We start from the raw sequence: 16,822 nt of genomic DNA, 5'->3' as shown, positions 1-16,822 counted from the left end.
ATTTCACACTGGTATTGTATTCTTTATTGTAATTACAGGTCAATCATTGATCATGATATTGAAGAGATTTTATCTGAAATAGAGGGTTTGTAATAAAGGTTGATTTATAATTTCTAGTAATTAAAGGTATTCAATACCTCAATATTGAATTAACCATATATGCACGAAATAATGACTAAAACATAAAAAGGGGTATGAAGATGCTAACACTAAAGGAAATCAATGTAGAAAATTTTTGGGATATAATCAGTTTGGATGTAGCAGAGTATCAAAGTGACCTTCTAGTTTCTAATGCTGTTTCTATAGCCCAATCTAAAGTTCAACCTGAATGTATACCTTTAGCAATTTATAACAATGAAACACCTGTTGGCTTTTTAATGTACTGTATTGATGGAGATGATAATGAGTATTGGCTTTACCGAATTATGATTGACAAAAATCATCAGTCAAAGGGCTATGGCAGAAAAGCAATGGATCAACTATTAGAGATTATCAAACAAGATAAATCAAGAAACAAAGTCTTTCTTGGGGTTGATATTGCCGGTGTTGCATCTATAAAACTTTATGAAAGTATAGGTTTTAAGTTTAATGGACAAGTCTTTGGAAAAGAACATATTATGGTGTTGGAGTATTAAAAGCCTACAAAAAGGCGCTGTCTTAAAATGATTTTTACAATCATTAAGACAGTGCCTTTTTTCTCTTATTTTGAAAACTACCTAAATCCGTCAGCAACCATTGATAGGTCTAACTCCTGGGATGTAAGCAATTATCAAAACTCCCTTTGCTCAAACAGTTGATAAGTCTAATCTTACATCTTTTCGTTCTTTTATTTTTGACCTGACTAATCATTTACTTAAGTTTTAAAAATCAGGTTTTCTATTACTGTCTAAAGATAACCTTTACTTTTTGCTAAGCGACATATGAGCGCTAGAAAAAAAACTAACATCCCATTTCATTCTATCAACAATATCCTTATGTAGCTTACCAAGAGACCTTTTTGGGATATCTTCATCACTTGAGTAATTATAGATTAGATTAAAAACCTCTTCCTCACTCACTTTCGTTGATTCCCCATTATTAAGTGTCTCTACTATATCTTCTATCACACTTTTAGTATATGTTTTCCCTCTATATAATAAATCTGCCACAATATCGTTATGGTATTCGTAGATGGCACTGATAGCAAAGACTTTATTATTTATACTGATTTTACCATCAGGATCATGATTTATTTGTAATTTAACTTTAACGGCTTCTTTCTCTCCCTCAAACGTATCAAGGTCTTTTATTTCATATGTAAAGAATGCATTATTTCCATACCCTTCATAATAAGGGTGTAGCCCCTTTTGTTTCTTTAAAAAATCAGTATTAGATTTTTTCTTATTACAAATACTACAACTTGGTATTAAATTATAAAACGATAAAGAAAATATGGGATACAGCGATTTACAATAAAAATGATCAAATTCTGGTCTTACAATTTCCTTATCTCGTGAGATTACTGTAAAAATATATGAGCGATTACAATATGGACAAACAGTTATATCTAATCTTGTAGCCAAATCATACCCATTCCATTTACTAGACTTATTATTTATAACTGATTCGTAATTAAAAATAATACTTAATAAATCACATACAAACTTTTTTTCATCATTTGTAACGAAAAAAATCTCATCAAAGTTCCATTCCAGTCCATCATATATTCTCTCCAATCGATATGGCTCTGACTTAAGTATTTGCTTTAATTTTTTATTGTTATTTTTAAGAAGATATTTGAAAAATTTATGGTATAAATCTATTTTAGAAATAAAATAGTTGTTAAATTTCCTATTGTCAAAATCAATAACTGTATCATGTTTTATATTAATTACTTTATGTGCACTACCTCTTATGCAGTTTAATTCTGCAATATATCGCCTTTTATCTACTCCTAAATTAACTTTAAGTTCATTTAGAGTACATTGAAGTCTAGCATTTTTTATAGTCACAATTATATTTATAAAGAATTTTATTCCATTTACTATATAAGGCAATACTTCATTTATATGCTCTTCTACTACATCCTCGATTAAAAGCTTTGGTATATGTATCATTCTATAACTCTCCAGTCTCTTACTTTAATCTAATTCACTTAATTCCTCTTCTATTTCTTCCTTGATTCTCAATAAATACTGTTTTCTAGCTTCTTTATTATGCTTTGTTTTGTCTTCTAAAACTTGTAAAAGTTTACCTTTTACAATTGGCTCTCCAATATAATTAATAATCTTATAAATTTCCTTAATACGTGCTTCACTAATTTGATTATTGGGTTTATCTAGTTGATCTAAGTCCCTAATTACATCGTTAATTTTGCCTTTTGCAAATTTACCGATAGTGCCTTTCTCCATAAAGAATGCTTCCTTGAATAAAGTATGGATATTTTGTCCGAATGTAGGTATTAATTGATCTTTTTTAACTTTACAATTCTCTTCGTCTTTTTCCATAAATATCACATTATGGCTGGGTAAGTCTGATACAAGAAACGGTGTATTTGAAGATATAATAAGCTGTATACTATAATCTTTATACACATTGCCTAAAAATTCAATAAGCCTATCTATTAACTGTGTTTGCCAAGCAGGATGTAAGTAAATTTCTGGCTCATCCATTAAAATTAATATATGAGAGGTTTTTTTATTAATTTTTATAAATGAATTTGTTTCCATATTGGTTATAGCCCAATATAATCTAGAATAAATTTTCAACATCGCTTCTTCACCGGAAGAAATAATTCTTCTGCTACTATTCTTTTCTTGTATAAAATTAAAATCATAAAATCTTAATGATGGAAGATTCATATATTTTTTAATAAATATTATCATGGGTTTTATATTATTTTGTATATCTAAAATATAACTTGATGAATCACCCATAGTGTGTAAATTTAATTTGTTTTTATGCAAATACCTTGCTATAAAAAGATACGAAAGCAATATTTTTTTATTCTCCTTTATCTCTGCTGGCATTAAATCATATTTTTTCTTTCTAAGAATACTTGTATAACTTTTATATAGAGATTCTAAAAAATCTATGAATATATCACTAAAATTCTGATATGTAATATCCTCATCTACCGTATACGACCTTAAAAATTCTAAAAAATAAATAACTCTATTATTCATGTAGAAGTATTCATTAAATAATGATACTAGTATATTTTTATATGTTTTTATCTTAAAAATTAACATATCTCTAGTATTTTCTTTAGATAACTCTTCTATCGTATAAATTGATTCTTCAACATTTTTTAAACCTTGTATAAGAGCTGTTCTAGATTTATCGATTAATAGATTATCTGCTTGAGTTATACCATAATAGTCATTGAATGGTTTGCTAGTTAAAATAATTCCTGTTGGCCTATTTTCTGCATCTTTATATAAGTCTGATATAGATATTTTTAAATACCTTAGATTAGGTACTATTATATCATCTATATGATTACGAATTTTTTTATTATCTAGCATTATAATGCTTTGTATTATATCCATTAAAAATATTTTTTGAATCTGTGTTGACTTATCTCCTGAAAAATACTTATTTTGCTTCATCAAGTTAAGCGTAGATATATTTTGGACAATATACTCAGGATATTCCCTTTCACTTTCTTCTGCATTATAGATTAGATTTGAATAAAACAATACGTTTAATTGCCCTATCTCGCTAATAATTCCTCTAGTATTGTTCATCAATGCTTGATATTTATCTTTATCCCACTTGTACCACGTAATATTGTATTGTGAACATATAGGCTCTTCAATGTTACTATATAGGCCAATAAATTTAAATCCAATCCTAAATATAACTACCTTATTTGATACGAAATCAAAAATGTTATTTTTTATATAATTTAGGACAGTACTCTTACCCGTACCATTTTTACCTACAATTGCTGTTATATTAGTTATATTAGAACCAAAGAAATTTTTTATGAAATCTTCATTTTCTTTAATTTCAACTATTAACTTGTTTTTTTCAAATGTAGCGTTAAATCTATACTTACCGCTAAAGTTAAATCCTTCTTCATTGATAAGTTTATATTTCCCTACCCATAGGTAGCACAATTCCATTTCTGAGTTATTCTTTAAAATCTCAACTATATTTGCCATTACATGATCCTCCCAGTTATACCATAAGTACTCATATCTTTTAAGTAATTCTACAATAACTTCTAAAAACCTTTTTAGTCAAAGGGCTATGGCAGAAAAGCAATGGATCAACTATTAGAGATTATCAAACAAGATAAATCAAGAAACAAAGTCTTTCTTGGGGTTGATATTGCCGGTGTTGCATCTATAAAACTTTATGAAAGTATAGGTTTTAAGTTTAATGGACAAGTCTTTGGAAAAGAACATATTATGGTGTTGGAGTATTAAAAGCCTATAAAAAAACCACCCCTTTATGGAGTGGTTTTTATTACCTTCAAAATTAAATCATCTTCTCTACTACTGCAATAGCCTCAATCTCAACCCTAACATCCTTAGGTAGTCTCGCTACTTCTACGCATGCTCTTGCTGGCTTGTTATCACTAAAGTAAGTAGCGTATACTTCATTGATGGCAGCAAATTCATTCATGTCCTTAATAAATACTCCAGTTTTAACAACGTGGTTTAGGGTTAAACCAGCTTCTTCTAAAATCCCCTTAAGGTTTTCTAGACATTGCTTTGTTTGTTCTTTAATGTCTTCTGACACTAACTCCATTGTTTCTGGTACAAAAGGAATTTGACCTGAAATGAATAGCATATTACCCACCTTTACAGCTTGAGAGTATGGTCCTATAGCTGCTGGTGCCTTTGATGTGTTAATTACTTCCCTCATCCTTCTTCCTCCTATCCGTTTACTCTTATTTCATCTAAATAATTATAGATGGTATAGCGGGAAACACAAAGAATTTTTGCAACATAATCAATGGCTCCCTTTATAAGAAAGGCTCCTTGCCCATCTAACGTTTTAACAATATTTACCTTTTCTTCCTTGTTCATATAAGCAACTGGTTTTCCAAAGTTTTCTAAGGTTTCAGATACAATATTCATCAATACATCATTAACGTTATTATGAACAAATTCTCCCATGTTCATCTCTACCTTTGAGTCTGTTTGTATTAATTCTTCAAGGGATTTTTGTGCTACAACGAATTCTGATATATCAATATTGATACAAAGGCAACCTATAACAACCCCCTGTTCATCTTTAATGAACATCGTGCTAGATTTTAAAACCTTTCCATCGGAACTTTTGTTCTTATAGTTTAAGATATTATCTACATTGTTTCCTTGCCTAGCTGCCTTTAAGCCTACATCCATCATAGGGCTACCAATAGATCTACCTGTAACATGACCATTATATATCGAAATAATTGATTTTTTTGATTCATTAATTTCGTGTAAAACAACTTCACAGTTTCTACCGATGGTTCTAGCGATACCTTCAACCATTGGTATCATGGATTTTAAAATCGGATGTAATGATCTTGCCATTTTACTCCCCCTTACTTTATAACTATATTCACTAACTTTTTCGGAACTGCAATTACCTTCACAACAGTCCCTCCATCAATTAATGATTGAATCTTCTCACTTTCCATAGCAAGTTTTTCAAGTTCTTCTTTAGATAGATCAGCAGGTATAACTATCTTATCTTTTACTTTACCATTAATTTGAACAACTACTTCTACTTCATCCTTAACAACTGCCTTAGGATCGTATTTTGGCCAGTTAATATTGTGAACGCTGCCCTCACCATTAGTGATTGCCCATAATTCCTCTGTCATATGGGGAGCAAAAGGAGCTAAAAGTACGATTACGGTAGAAATTCCTTCTTTATAGAGTTCGCCATTAATGGCATCTTTACTGTTTTCTTTGTATTTATAAAGATCATTTACCAGTTCCATTACAGCACTAATGGCAGTGTTAAAGTTAAATCTACCTTCTATATCTTCTGATACCCTTTTAATTGTATTGTGTATCATATATTTTATATGCTTATCTTCTTTTGAGAAGGAGGTTACAGTCGAAGCAAACATATTATTTTCATGGGCTTCAATTGCTAATCTCCATACTCTATTTAAGAAACGATAGCAACCTTCTACTCCTTGATCATTCCATTCCAAATCCCTTTCAGGTGGGGCTGCAAATAATACGAATAACCTTGCAGTATCTGCTCCATATTTCTCAATGATTTCAGCAGGGCTAACAACATTACCTTTAGACTTAGACATCTTAGCCCCATCCTTTAATACCATCCCTTGGGTTAAGAGATTTTTAAAGGGTTCTCCTACATCTATTAACTCAAGGTCTTTAATTACCTTAGTATAGAACCTTGCATAAAGTAGATGGAGAATAGCATGCTCTACCCCACCAATATATTGATCTACCGGTAACCAATAGTTACCTGCCTCTTTCTTAAAAGGAAGATCTGAATTTTTAGGATCGGCATATCTTAAGAAATACCAAGATGAATCAACAAAGGTGTCCATTGTATCGGTTTCTCTTCTACCCATCTTACCACACTTAGGGCATGCTGCCTCCATAAAGGTCTTACTAGTAGCTAATGGAGATAATCCTTTTCCAGTAAACTCTATGTCTGTCGGAAGTTCTAATGGAAGTTCTTCCTCGGGTACTGCTACTGCTCCACAATCATCACAGTAGATAATTGGAATAGGGGTTCCCCAATATCTTTGTCTTGATAGCAACCAATCCCTTAGACGATAGCTTACTGTTCTGTTTCCTACCGCCATTTCTTCGATCTTCTCACTAATCTTAGCATAGGCTTCTTTGTTGGAAAGTCCATTAAACTCTTGAGAGTTGATCATGATGCCATCACCATCGTAGGCTTCGTTTTCTAATGTAAACTCACCTTCAAAGTCAGCTGGCTGAATGACAGGTGTAATTTTAATACTATATTTTCGAGCAAAATCCATATCCCTTTGGTCATGGGCTGGTACTGCCATAATGGCACCTGTTCCATAATCAATTAAAACATAATTTGCAATATAGATTGGAATTCTTTCACCAGAAACTGGATTAATACAGTATTGACCAATAAATATTCCTTCTTTTTCCATTTCTGTTGATGTTCTTTCAATATCTGACATATGTTGAAGTTTTTCAATTAATCCATTAACTGCTTCTTCATACTCAGTACCTTCCACCATTTCAGCTACATATGGATGCTCTGGTGCCAGTACCATATAGGTTGCTCCATAAATGGTGTCTGGTCTTGTAGTAAATACCTTTAATTTTTTATTAGTATTTTCGATAGGGAACTGGATTTCAGCCCCTTCACTTTTACCAATCCAATTTTTCTGCATTGTTTTAACCTTTTCTGGCCAACCATCTAGTGTATCTATATCCTTAAGTAATTCTTCAGCGTAATCTGTGATTTTAAAGTACCATTGATTTAATAGTTTTTTACCAACTTTACTATCACATCTTTCACAGTGACCTCCTACAACCTGCTCATTTGCTAGAACGGTTTCACAGTCGGGACACCAGTTTACTCTTGACTCCTTTTTATAGGCTAAACCCTTCTTATAAAATTGAAGAAAAAGCCATTGGGTCCACTTATAATAGTCTGGGTTACAAGTTGCCACTTCTCGATCCCAGTCGTAACTTAAGCCTAATACGCTTAACTGATCCTTCATTTCTTCAATATTCTTCTTTGTCCAGATGTCAGGGTGAATACCGTGGTTAATGGCAGCATTTTCTGCTGGCAGACCAAAGGCATCCCAACCCATTGGGTGTAGTACATTTAAACCAAGCATTTTCTTGTATCTTGCCACTACATCCCCAATAGAGTAGTTTCTTACATGTCCCATATGAATTTTCCCAGAAGGATAAGGGAACATTTCTAGTACATAATACTTTTCTTGGTCATTTTCAACTGTTTTAAAAGCATTCTCATCTTGCCATTTTTTTTGCCATTTAGTTTCAATTTCTTTAAATTGATAAGTTGACATATTTTCCTCCTCCAAACCTTTATAATATACACAGTTTTTTTAGTAAATCTTTTGGATACTTTAATAATTAACTTTCTGTTATGCATTTTGAAGATATGACTTATCTAAAGAGCATTTAGTATAAATAATTTGCTATGCATAATAAGCAATATAAAATAAAAAAGTATAATAAAAAAACTTTCTAGTCAGATAGGGACGAGTAAAAACCCGCGGTACCACCCTAATTGACAGAAAGTCCACTTTCATGGTTGATATAGGAAACCCCTCCTATAAGTGTACAATAAAGACAAGTTCAGTAATTAGCAATATCGATTTTCACCAACCATCGACTCTCTTTAAAAGCTTAATTTACCTACTACTTCTTTCACTTATAACCTATACAATTATATTTCCTCAAAATTAATTCTCTTAATTATTTATACATTATATATTATTTTTAATAATATTGTCAATATCTATCACAGTGGCATCCTTCCAAATTCTTTCTATATTGTAGAAAGCTCGGTCTTCTTGATGGAAGAGATGAATTACAAAATCACCATAATCCATTAGAATCCATCCTCCTGTATGGTAACCTTCCTTATGTCGCACAGAAACATCTAGTTCTGCTAGACGATCTTCTACTTCATCAGCTATTGATTTTACCTGTCTTGCCGACGATGCACTTGCAATAATAAAATAATCGCATATGGACGATATTTTAGATATTTCTAGTACCATTATATCTTCACCAAGCTTATCATCTATGCTTTTAACTGCTTTATAAACTAAGTCTAGTGTTGTGTTTTCCATATAACTCCTCCTATGTCCTACAAGAATAATCTTGCCAAAATAAATAAATATATGCAGTAAATACCGAAAATAGTAAAGCCTATGGGTCGACTGATCTTCCCTATAATGAAACCACCTGCCGTTAATATTAGCATCAAAATTAATGTAACAGGTAGATCTAAATAAAGGGTTTGAGGGATATTATAAATAGTTGCTCCTAACATGACATTTTGATAGCTAATTACAATCCCTTGACTGGCAATCTTAGAAGACAGGCCAAGAACCATTACCATATTCAATACATTTGCTCCTATTATATTCCCAACAGATATTCCTTGTTCCTTTTTAATGACAGAAGTAATGGCAGTAGTCAACTCTGGCAAAGAAGTTCCTAAAGCAATCAAAGTTAAACTAACCACCTGCTCTGGAATACCTATAATTTGAGCTAAAGATACACCATTTGATACTAGTAATCTGGCCCCAACTGTAATGCAGACTGTTCCCAAAATAAACTTACCTATATATTGCGTAGAATTGCCTTTATCAATGGGAACTCCTATGATCTTCTGCTTTCTTCTTTTCTTATTTCTTCTAGCAAATTCTAAAATATTGATTAAGATATATACAGCAAATAAACCTAAAAAGATATTTCCTTCCATTGGTGTGATAATACGATTTAAGGCTAGATAATAGAGTATTCCTCCTGTAATCAGCATAAATGTACTCTTTACAGTAAAGCTTATTTTCTGGATTTCAACAGGAGAAATAATGGCAGTTACCCCCAGTATCAAGCCCATATTACACACCATAGAGCCAACGACATTACCAATAGCTACATCATAAAAATGTTGATAGGTAGCAATGGCTGAAACCAAAAGCTCTGGTAGAGTTGTGGCGATACTAACAATAGTGGCACCAATTAACACATTTGGAATTCCTGTAACTTTTGCTAGCCAAACAGCTGACTCAACAAACCAGTCTCCGCCCTTAATAATAATAGCCAAACCGGCAACAAAAAATATTACGACACCTATAGTCCCCATATGATCCCCCTAATTAGCTATATTTTATCAATATAATCATTTCAGGATTAACCCCGATAGATGATCCACATTGTTATAAATATATTGATTAGGTTTAAATATATTCCACTGGGGACTAATATTTGTCTATTGAGCTAAGTCTCGCCCAACGATTACACGTATATCAATATTTTGATTTTCTTCCTCTAGTTTAATTACATCTGAGATCCCTAATGTCTTTGCTACTTCCTTTGCCTTCTTCTCAAATCTGCTATTATATTCGATGTATGATTCTTCTACATTTGAAGTAGCATGGTTACCAATACCTTGAACGATAAATTTATCTTTTTCTAATAAATCCTTATATTTTTGAGCCATACCAGCTACACCACTACCATTTAATACTTCTATTTCTGGTACGATATCTTTTTCATCTAATAAATAAGTATTTCTAATTTTCTTTACATCTGCTTCATCATAAATCATATATGATACCCCACCAATTGTCTGAGGCCTACCTGATAAAGTTACCTTTGCAATCTCTTCATTTGCTAAGCCTGCAGCTTTTGACCCCATAGATAGCATCTGACTTTTAGGGATATTGGTATTTACATTTCTATAAAAAATATCAATTAATTGGGGTATTTTAGTGATAGAAGAAGGTGATAATACCTTATCCTTTAATGCGGTAACAAAGTTTTGTTGCGCTTGGATACGCCCAAGATCTTGGTTAGCATAACCCTTTCTAAAACGCAGGAAATGTACTGCATTTTTACCATCTAAGGTTTGTACCCCTTTTGGTATATTAATATGTAAGTTATCTGCATTATCAGAATATCTCATATTAATCGGCACATCAACTTCTACGCCGCCTAAGGCGTCAACTAGTTCCTCTACAGCTTGATAATTAATTCGTACATAATGATGTATCTTAATTTCAAATAAATTTTCAACAGTTTCAACTAATAGGTCTGCTCCGCCATAGGCATGGGCATGGTTAATTTTGTCTAGTGATCGTCTTCCTGGTATTTCAACCCTTGTATCCCGTGGAATTGAAACTATTGCTGGGTTATTTCCAGAAGAATCCATACTGACTAACATAATCGAGTCAGCTCTTCCCCTTGTGCTGGCATTTTTATCAGCTGCATCTACCCCCATAACAAGAATGTTAATTCTTTCATTTTTATTGCCAAAGGGATTTGGGAATCCAAAGCCTCCTCTTCCGCCATCATCGTTTCCATCCGCCCTAATTTGATTAATAAAATTACCTCCTAATATAATTAGAGCTGCCATAACTAATATAAATAAACCAAACTTCTTTTTATTCACTTTTTTATTTTCTTTTCTTCTAACTCTGCTCATGGTCACCTAGTCCTTTACTATTTTTAGTATTTCATTCCTAGCATACACTGTATTAGGATGAAGTAGACCTTCAATGCTTAAAACATATATAATCGTATTATTTAATGCTTTCAAGAGTCCCTTATCTAAATCTTCTTCCACCAACAGTCTTAATTCATCGACTCCTGGGTAGTTTCTCCCTACCTCAATAAAGTCGGCTAAGTATATTATTTTTTCTAATCTACTCATATTACTACGGCCAGTTGTATGATTTTCTATAGCATTTAATATATTTTTATTGTTAATATTAAATTCTTTTTTTGCAATATGAGCCGCTACCTTCCCATGTAATAGTTGATAAGCTTCAAATAATTCTTTATCTACTTCAATCTTATATTTTTCTATATAATCCTTTAACTCTTTTTCTGTAAAATCCTTTGCATAGTCATGTAGCAGGGCTGCAATTTGTGCATGTAAAGGATCTTCTCCATATTTTTCTGCTAAATAAATGGCTGCATCCACAACTCCTAATGTATGAGTATATCGCTTTGGGTTTATCACCGTTTTAAGTCTTGCATGGATATAATCAACCAGTTCTCTGTCCATTTTTTCACCTCTTTTAATCTAAATACAAGCCATGCTTCTTAATATATTTGCCTACACCATCTGGTACTAGATATTTTATATATCTGCCTTCTTTTACCCTCTTTCTAATGTCAGTTGAAGAGATTTCTAAGTTAGGAATCTTAATTTTAATAACCTTGCTTCTATACTGCTTTTCTAAGTACTGTATTTTATCCTCTAAAGTTGAATAGTCATAGCCAGCCCTTGTAACAACAACAAAGTTTATGATTTTCAATAATTCTTCATGATTTTTCCATGTATCTAACTCTAGAATAACATCTGTACCTGTAATAAAATAATAGCTTGTTCCTACAGGATTTTCTTCCATTAACTGTTTAATCGTATCAATTGTATAGGATGGTCCTTGTCGGTGAATCTCCATTGGTGATACACAAAAGTTTTGATTGTCTATTGCGGCAATTTCGGACATAATTAGACGGTGATAACCGTCGGTCACCTTAATATCTAATTTATGGGGAGATACTCTATTAGGGATAATAATCACCTTGTCTAATGACAATTCCTCCATAGCAGTCTGGGCTATAAACAAATGACCATTATGAATTGGATCAAAGGATCCTCCTAATATGCCGTAGCGATTTTGATTCTTTTCGGTCTTTTTAACTTGACTAAGCATCCTTAACTACACCTCTTTTTTTATACCTAGCTGCTACATTATACTATATTTTATCAAATAAATGAATTTAATTAAAGACAAATAAAATAAATTCATATTCTGTCGATAATTGTCGATACTAAATTTTATAGAAAAATCACATTTATGATTGGAGTGTTCCACAAAATGAATCCACTTTTCTATAATTGGCTTACGGGATTTATCATTCCTTGGATAGCAGGAATCTATTTAGCTAAAAAAAACCCTCTAATTCTGCTGGTCGTTGCTCCTTTAGGTAGTGCAATCGCCCATATATTCAATCGATTAGGTCTATCTCTGGGGTTTTGGAGGGTTCAGCCTTTTGAATACAGTGCTTTTTCTACACTGCCCATGGATATTGGCGTTTATAGTATCCTTGCCAGTTTTCTGGTTTATGTTATTATTGAAAATCAAGAGAAAACACATTATTTTATTTTTTCTTTTAGTTTAATTACCACCATCATGGAATATGCATGGTTGGTATTAAATTTCGTAGTCTATGATAACTATTGGAACATCTTCCACACCTTTTTATCTTATTTATTAGCTTATTACCTAGTTTACGGTTATTACTTGCTACTAAAAAAATATGAAGTTTTTTCAAAAACTGTAAGATAATTTAATGTTTAAACTAAAAATATTTAAACCTCTTTGTGATAATAGAATCGATAATCATTCTATCACCATAAAGAGGTTTCTACAAATAAGATTACATTAATCAACTCTATTTATAGGGATGATTAGTTAACAGTAACTTTTAGAAGGTATTTAATTTTCAATGCTACTTCGTATTCGCTGGAAAATTGAGGCTTCCGTTTTTCCCCCAACATAGATTACAGACAAATTATCATGGGCGCCTCTTTCATAAACCAATCTTGTTAGTTCCTTAAGGGCTTTTTTTACATTATACTTATATTTATTGATCATTAATACGATCTCTGCATCTTCTAATTGGTTATAAAAACCATCACTACTAATTAAAAAATTTTCTCCTAACCTTTGCTTTCCCCAGTGGTAAAACAATTCTATTTTCGATGTAACACCTAAACATCTAGTAATTAAGTTCCTCTTAGGATGGCATTTGGCTTCTTCAATAGAAATAGTTCCCTTCTTTACTAAATCTCCTACATAGGAATGATCTTCTGTTAGTTGATTTATGGTTAAATTGTATATTTTGTGTATCCTACAATCCCCAATATGAAAGATGTAATAGTTCTCCTTATACAAAAGTAAAATCGACAAAGTTGTCCCCATTTTTTTATTAATTTCTTTACTTATACTTAAAATTTCATGATTAATCTCTCTAACTAGTTCTTCTAAGTTAGTTACCATTATGTCTATAGGTTCTTCATACTCCACTAATAAGCCAGGTAGAGAACCTTCCCACCACTGATTAATCTTTTTAATGGTAAAACTACTGGCGTAGCCTCCAGCTTCAAGTCCCCCCATGCCATCAGCAACGGCAAATAAACCGAATTGCTGTCCATCTATTTCTCCTACCCTTGCAAGAATATGATCTTGATTAACCTTCTTTATTTCGCCAGCTTCACTGATGGCCTCCACCACTAAAATCTTATGTTTAGATTTCAATAACTTTCAGCTCCATAATTTTGAGGTAGGGTAAAGAGATAATCTAAATTGGCAAAGGAAATCTGATCACCATCTTTTAATGAATAATCTATGTTGCTATTAATTCGCTCTCCATTTATATAAGTACCATTTCTGGAGTTTAAGTCCTTAAGATAATATTGTCCATTCTGATGATGAATTTCTGCATGGACCCTACTAATGGTTTTATTAGCAATTAAGTAATCTACTTGATCCTTTAATTTCCCTATAACTAAGGGATTACTATTAATATTAACTTTTTCTCCCTGCCCCCCCTGTAGGGCGACTAACTGAGGAAGGTTAGTATTGATTTCTATTATTTCTGTATCAAAGGTCTCTTCAAACAGCTCCTCCTTAAAACCATCTGAGGGCTTATTACTTATACTTTTATTATTAAACTGAGAATTGATCTTAGTCGAAGGAATATTTAATTCTTGAGGTGTACTATTAATTTCTTTTTTGTCCATTTTTAGGGATCTTGCTTTTATTTTATTATTTATTTCATTGTTAATTTTATTGTGATTTTTCTCCACTTGAACTGTCACTAAATTCTCTTCCACTAATAGCTTTTTAAATAGTAAAATATTAATTACTGCTGCTAGTAAAACAATGCCAATTAGAGAGACACCATCAATATTACCTGTGGTGGAATCAAATAATATATTAGTCTCTAACCATAATAGTGCAACTACAATTAAAATTAAAACCTCAGCTAGTAGGAGGGTCAATTTAGTTTTTGTTGAATACACTAATTTTTCTTCTTGAATAATTGCTGAGACCTCATCAACTAATTTCATCTCTAATTCTGATTTACTAATTACTGATTTTTCTATTGATTTTACAGTTTGATTTTCTTTTGGTTTTACAATTTGATCTTTATTTTTATTTATTTGTTCTTTATTTTTATTTATTTTTCCTCCATCAGTCTTATCTGTGTTATCCTTTAGACCTTCTAGTTGGATCTGTCTTAAAAAACTTAAAAACTCCTTTAAATTAAAAGTTTCTTTATTTAATTCGTATAAGATTTTTAGAAGCAGTTGATGATCCCCTTCTTTTTCTGATTCAGTTGCCCAAACAAGTCTATTAATCAGCTGTCGAAGGGATAAAATGATATTTCCCTCCTCCTTTTTGCAGGGTACATATAATAAACTTATTTCTAATGTTTCTGGGTGAATAAAAATAAAATCTTCATCAATGATAAAGCTCTCATGGTGTAATAGATAATTGCCTGCTTCTAAAATTCCTTTTATAATATCAATTAATATTCCAATTAGTTGCCCCTTTGTTAGCTTCCTTCTTAACAGAAATTGACCTACCTGAAGTTTGGAAGTAATATCATAATATAAATATCGATAGGCATCTTTAATCCGTAGGTTAAAGGGGAGTAAAGAAGGAATATTATTATTAATCATCATCTCCACCTGAAATTCTTGAATTATATCTTCCTTTTCTAGTTTTAGAACTAAATAGCTTCCCTTGGCATCCCTCTCGTAGGAGGTATGGAAAGGAATTTTTGATTCTTTTTCCATAGAAGGCTCCTTTCTGTAATACTTGAGGAAATTGCATAATACCATAACTCTTTATTTATATTCGTTTTATGCAAATATAAAAACTAAGTCGCGCATTGTGAAATGAGTAATTTCCTTTACATTTCAATGGATTACACGTTGAACACTAAGCAGCGAAGTTTTTATTTTACATTAATATAAATCTAATATTAATTATGCAATTTCCTCACTTACTTTAATACTTACTTTTCTATAGACTACCCCTTACAAACATTAGCATTGCACTAATAAATAAAAAGGGAGCAAAGGGCAGTAATGTTTTTTTATTTGCCTTTCCAGACACTAATAAAACTAAACCAACAATTCCACTTAAGGCTGTGGCGATAAAGGTCATATTTAATAAACTCCATACCCCCATATAAAGCCCTAAGCTACTTAAAAGTTTTACATCTCCCATTCCTAAACCGCCCCTAGTCATACGAGAAACACCAAAAGCTAACCCCCCCATAATGCAGGATGCTATAATAGCATTGACCAAACTATGGTTTTTATTTAAAAGCAATAGGATGAGTCCCACTATACTTCCTAAGATAAGTAATTGATTGGGAATAATTAACCTTTTATAATCCCACAAGGCTACAGAGCCTAGATATAGGAGCAAACAAATATTAAACAGTAAACTTAAATTCATTAAAAACCTCCTAATAAAATAAATATATGGATCAAATTGAAAACCTCAACCGAATCTTCTTTAAATCTAACTAAATTATTCAATTGAATGTGTCCACTAGCAATTAAACCCTTCCTTTAATCATTCTTATGGATTCATAATTCGATGTTCATAATCGTCTAAATTATGAAGCCCAAATCTACTTAAGTAGTCTAATATATTTTCATTAGGAACATAATTTAATAACTGGGAGGTCGGATATAATTCTCCATCAGCTGTAGATTGATAATGTTGATAGTAATAATATATAGAGCCATTTTGTTCTCTAGTATATCCTCTAAAAAACTGATTTTTAAAGGTATCTGAAAGATCAGTACGTTCTTTCCCTTTTCTCCATACTGTTACATCAATAGGTGTCCCATCAGAATTAAATCCAATTATATTTAATTTTCTATTAGAATCGAAAATAATCTCTCTTAAAGGGTGTATTTCTCTTTCTAACCATCCCTCAGAAGTAAGTTTCTGTGACCTAATCTCAACTATAAAATGGTCTGTAGAGTCGCTATTATAGTACATCCAAAAGGTATGAAGGTTCTTAGGGGCCTGTCTGTTGATTGTGTAGTTGTT

The 16,822-nt window shown here is 31.8% G+C and carries 16 protein-coding genes, 1 pseudogene and 1 other annotated feature; of the genes and pseudogenes, 3 read left to right on the top strand and 14 right to left on the bottom strand.

Going from position 1 to position 16,822, the window contains the following annotated elements:
* Positions 1 to 200: 200 nt before the first annotated feature.
* Positions 201 to 635 carry a GNAT family N-acetyltransferase gene (locus T335_RS0100085; RefSeq protein WP_026475713.1) on the top strand — a complete coding sequence of 145 codons (435 nt, stop codon included), beginning with the start codon at positions 201 to 203 and terminating at the stop codon, positions 633 to 635.
* 264 nt (positions 636 to 899) lie between these two features.
* Here the strand turns inward: T335_RS0100085 and T335_RS0100080 are convergent, their stop codons facing one another.
* Positions 900 to 2,096: a hypothetical protein gene (locus T335_RS0100080; RefSeq protein WP_026475712.1), complete on the bottom strand. Its 1,197-nt coding sequence runs from the start codon at positions 2,094 to 2,096 to the stop codon at positions 900 to 902.
* 24 nt (positions 2,097 to 2,120) lie between these two features.
* Entirely contained in the window at positions 2,121 to 4,148 is a 2,028-nt protein-coding gene (locus T335_RS21415; RefSeq protein WP_051569039.1) for an AAA family ATPase, read from the bottom strand.
* Between the two features lie 93 nt (positions 4,149 to 4,241).
* On the opposite strand from T335_RS21415, the pseudogene T335_RS21840 reads away from it, so the two are divergent.
* Positions 4,242 to 4,415: pseudogene (locus tag T335_RS21840) on the top strand (hypothetical protein); the annotation flags it as partial.
* A gap of 52 nt (positions 4,416 to 4,467) precedes the next feature.
* Here the strand turns inward: T335_RS21840 and T335_RS0100065 are convergent.
* From T335_RS0100065 to nadD, 8 genes are all read right to left on the bottom strand, one after another.
* Positions 4,468 to 4,857 (bottom strand): RidA family protein, encoded by a 390-nt coding sequence (locus tag T335_RS0100065; RefSeq protein WP_026475710.1) that lies wholly within the window; start codon positions 4,855 to 4,857, stop codon positions 4,468 to 4,470.
* 11 nt (positions 4,858 to 4,868) lie between these two features.
* The gene (locus T335_RS0100060; protein ID WP_026475709.1) at positions 4,869 to 5,516 is read right to left on the bottom strand and encodes a helix-turn-helix transcriptional regulator; all 648 of its coding nucleotides are present in this window, start codon (positions 5,514 to 5,516) and stop codon (positions 4,869 to 4,871) included.
* A gap of 11 nt (positions 5,517 to 5,527) precedes the next feature.
* The gene (gene leuS, locus T335_RS0100055) at positions 5,528 to 7,996 is read right to left on the bottom strand and encodes a leucine--tRNA ligase (RefSeq protein ID WP_026475708.1); all 2,469 of its coding nucleotides are present in this window, start codon (positions 7,994 to 7,996) and stop codon (positions 5,528 to 5,530) included.
* 188 nt (positions 7,997 to 8,184) lie between these two features.
* Positions 8,185 to 8,373 (bottom strand) — a binding site (T-box leader).
* Between the two features lie 46 nt (positions 8,374 to 8,419).
* The gene (rsfS, locus tag T335_RS0100050) at positions 8,420 to 8,788 is read right to left on the bottom strand and encodes a ribosome silencing factor (protein WP_026475707.1); all 369 of its coding nucleotides are present in this window, start codon (positions 8,786 to 8,788) and stop codon (positions 8,420 to 8,422) included.
* Between the two features lie 17 nt (positions 8,789 to 8,805).
* Entirely contained in the window at positions 8,806 to 9,810 is a 1,005-nt protein-coding gene (locus T335_RS19475; protein ID WP_051569037.1) for a calcium/sodium antiporter, read from the bottom strand.
* A 126-nt stretch (positions 9,811 to 9,936) separates the two neighbouring features.
* Positions 9,937 to 11,151 (bottom strand): LCP family protein, encoded by a 1,215-nt coding sequence (locus tag T335_RS19470; protein WP_156943595.1) that lies wholly within the window; start codon positions 11,149 to 11,151, stop codon positions 9,937 to 9,939.
* Between the two features lie 6 nt (positions 11,152 to 11,157).
* Positions 11,158 to 11,736 (bottom strand): bis(5'-nucleosyl)-tetraphosphatase (symmetrical) YqeK, encoded by a 579-nt coding sequence (gene yqeK / locus T335_RS0100035; RefSeq protein WP_026475706.1) that lies wholly within the window; start codon positions 11,734 to 11,736, stop codon positions 11,158 to 11,160.
* Positions 11,737 to 11,749: 13 nt separating this feature from the next.
* A complete protein-coding gene (gene nadD / locus T335_RS0100030; protein ID WP_026475705.1) occupies positions 11,750 to 12,391 on the bottom strand; it encodes a nicotinate-nucleotide adenylyltransferase in 642 nt (213 codons plus the stop codon).
* Between the two features lie 165 nt (positions 12,392 to 12,556).
* On the opposite strand from nadD, the gene T335_RS19465 reads away from it, so the two are divergent.
* Positions 12,557 to 13,027, top strand: coding sequence for a hypothetical protein (locus tag T335_RS19465; RefSeq protein WP_034327354.1), 471 nt, complete (start codon positions 12,557 to 12,559; stop codon positions 13,025 to 13,027).
* 150 nt (positions 13,028 to 13,177) lie between these two features.
* Here the strand turns inward: T335_RS19465 and T335_RS19460 are convergent, their stop codons facing one another.
* The 4 genes from T335_RS19460 to T335_RS22450 all read right to left on the bottom strand — a co-directional run.
* Complete coding sequence (locus tag T335_RS19460; protein ID WP_051569035.1) at positions 13,178 to 13,999, bottom strand: PP2C family protein-serine/threonine phosphatase; 822 nt, start codon at positions 13,997 to 13,999, stop codon at positions 13,178 to 13,180.
* On the bottom strand, positions 13,996 to 15,546 hold the full coding sequence (locus T335_RS0100015) for a DUF6382 domain-containing protein (protein ID WP_026475704.1): 1,551 nt from the start codon (positions 15,544 to 15,546) through the stop codon (positions 13,996 to 13,998). Before T335_RS0100015 ends, T335_RS19460 begins: the two co-directional genes overlap by 4 nt.
* Before the next feature lie 229 nt (positions 15,547 to 15,775).
* Entirely contained in the window at positions 15,776 to 16,216 is a 441-nt protein-coding gene (locus tag T335_RS0100010) for a prepilin peptidase (RefSeq protein ID WP_026475703.1), read from the bottom strand.
* 126 nt (positions 16,217 to 16,342) lie between these two features.
* Positions 16,343 to 16,822 (bottom strand): hypothetical protein (locus T335_RS22450; RefSeq protein WP_034327350.1); only part of this gene is annotated, 480 nt, incomplete at its 5' end.

Source organism: Alkaliphilus transvaalensis ATCC 700919 (assembly GCF_000621485.1).
GTDB lineage: Bacteria > Bacillota > Clostridia > Peptostreptococcales > Natronincolaceae > Alkaliphilus > Alkaliphilus transvaalensis.
Note: the sequence above shows the minus strand (reverse complement) of the source record. Positions and strands in the feature narration are given on the sequence as shown.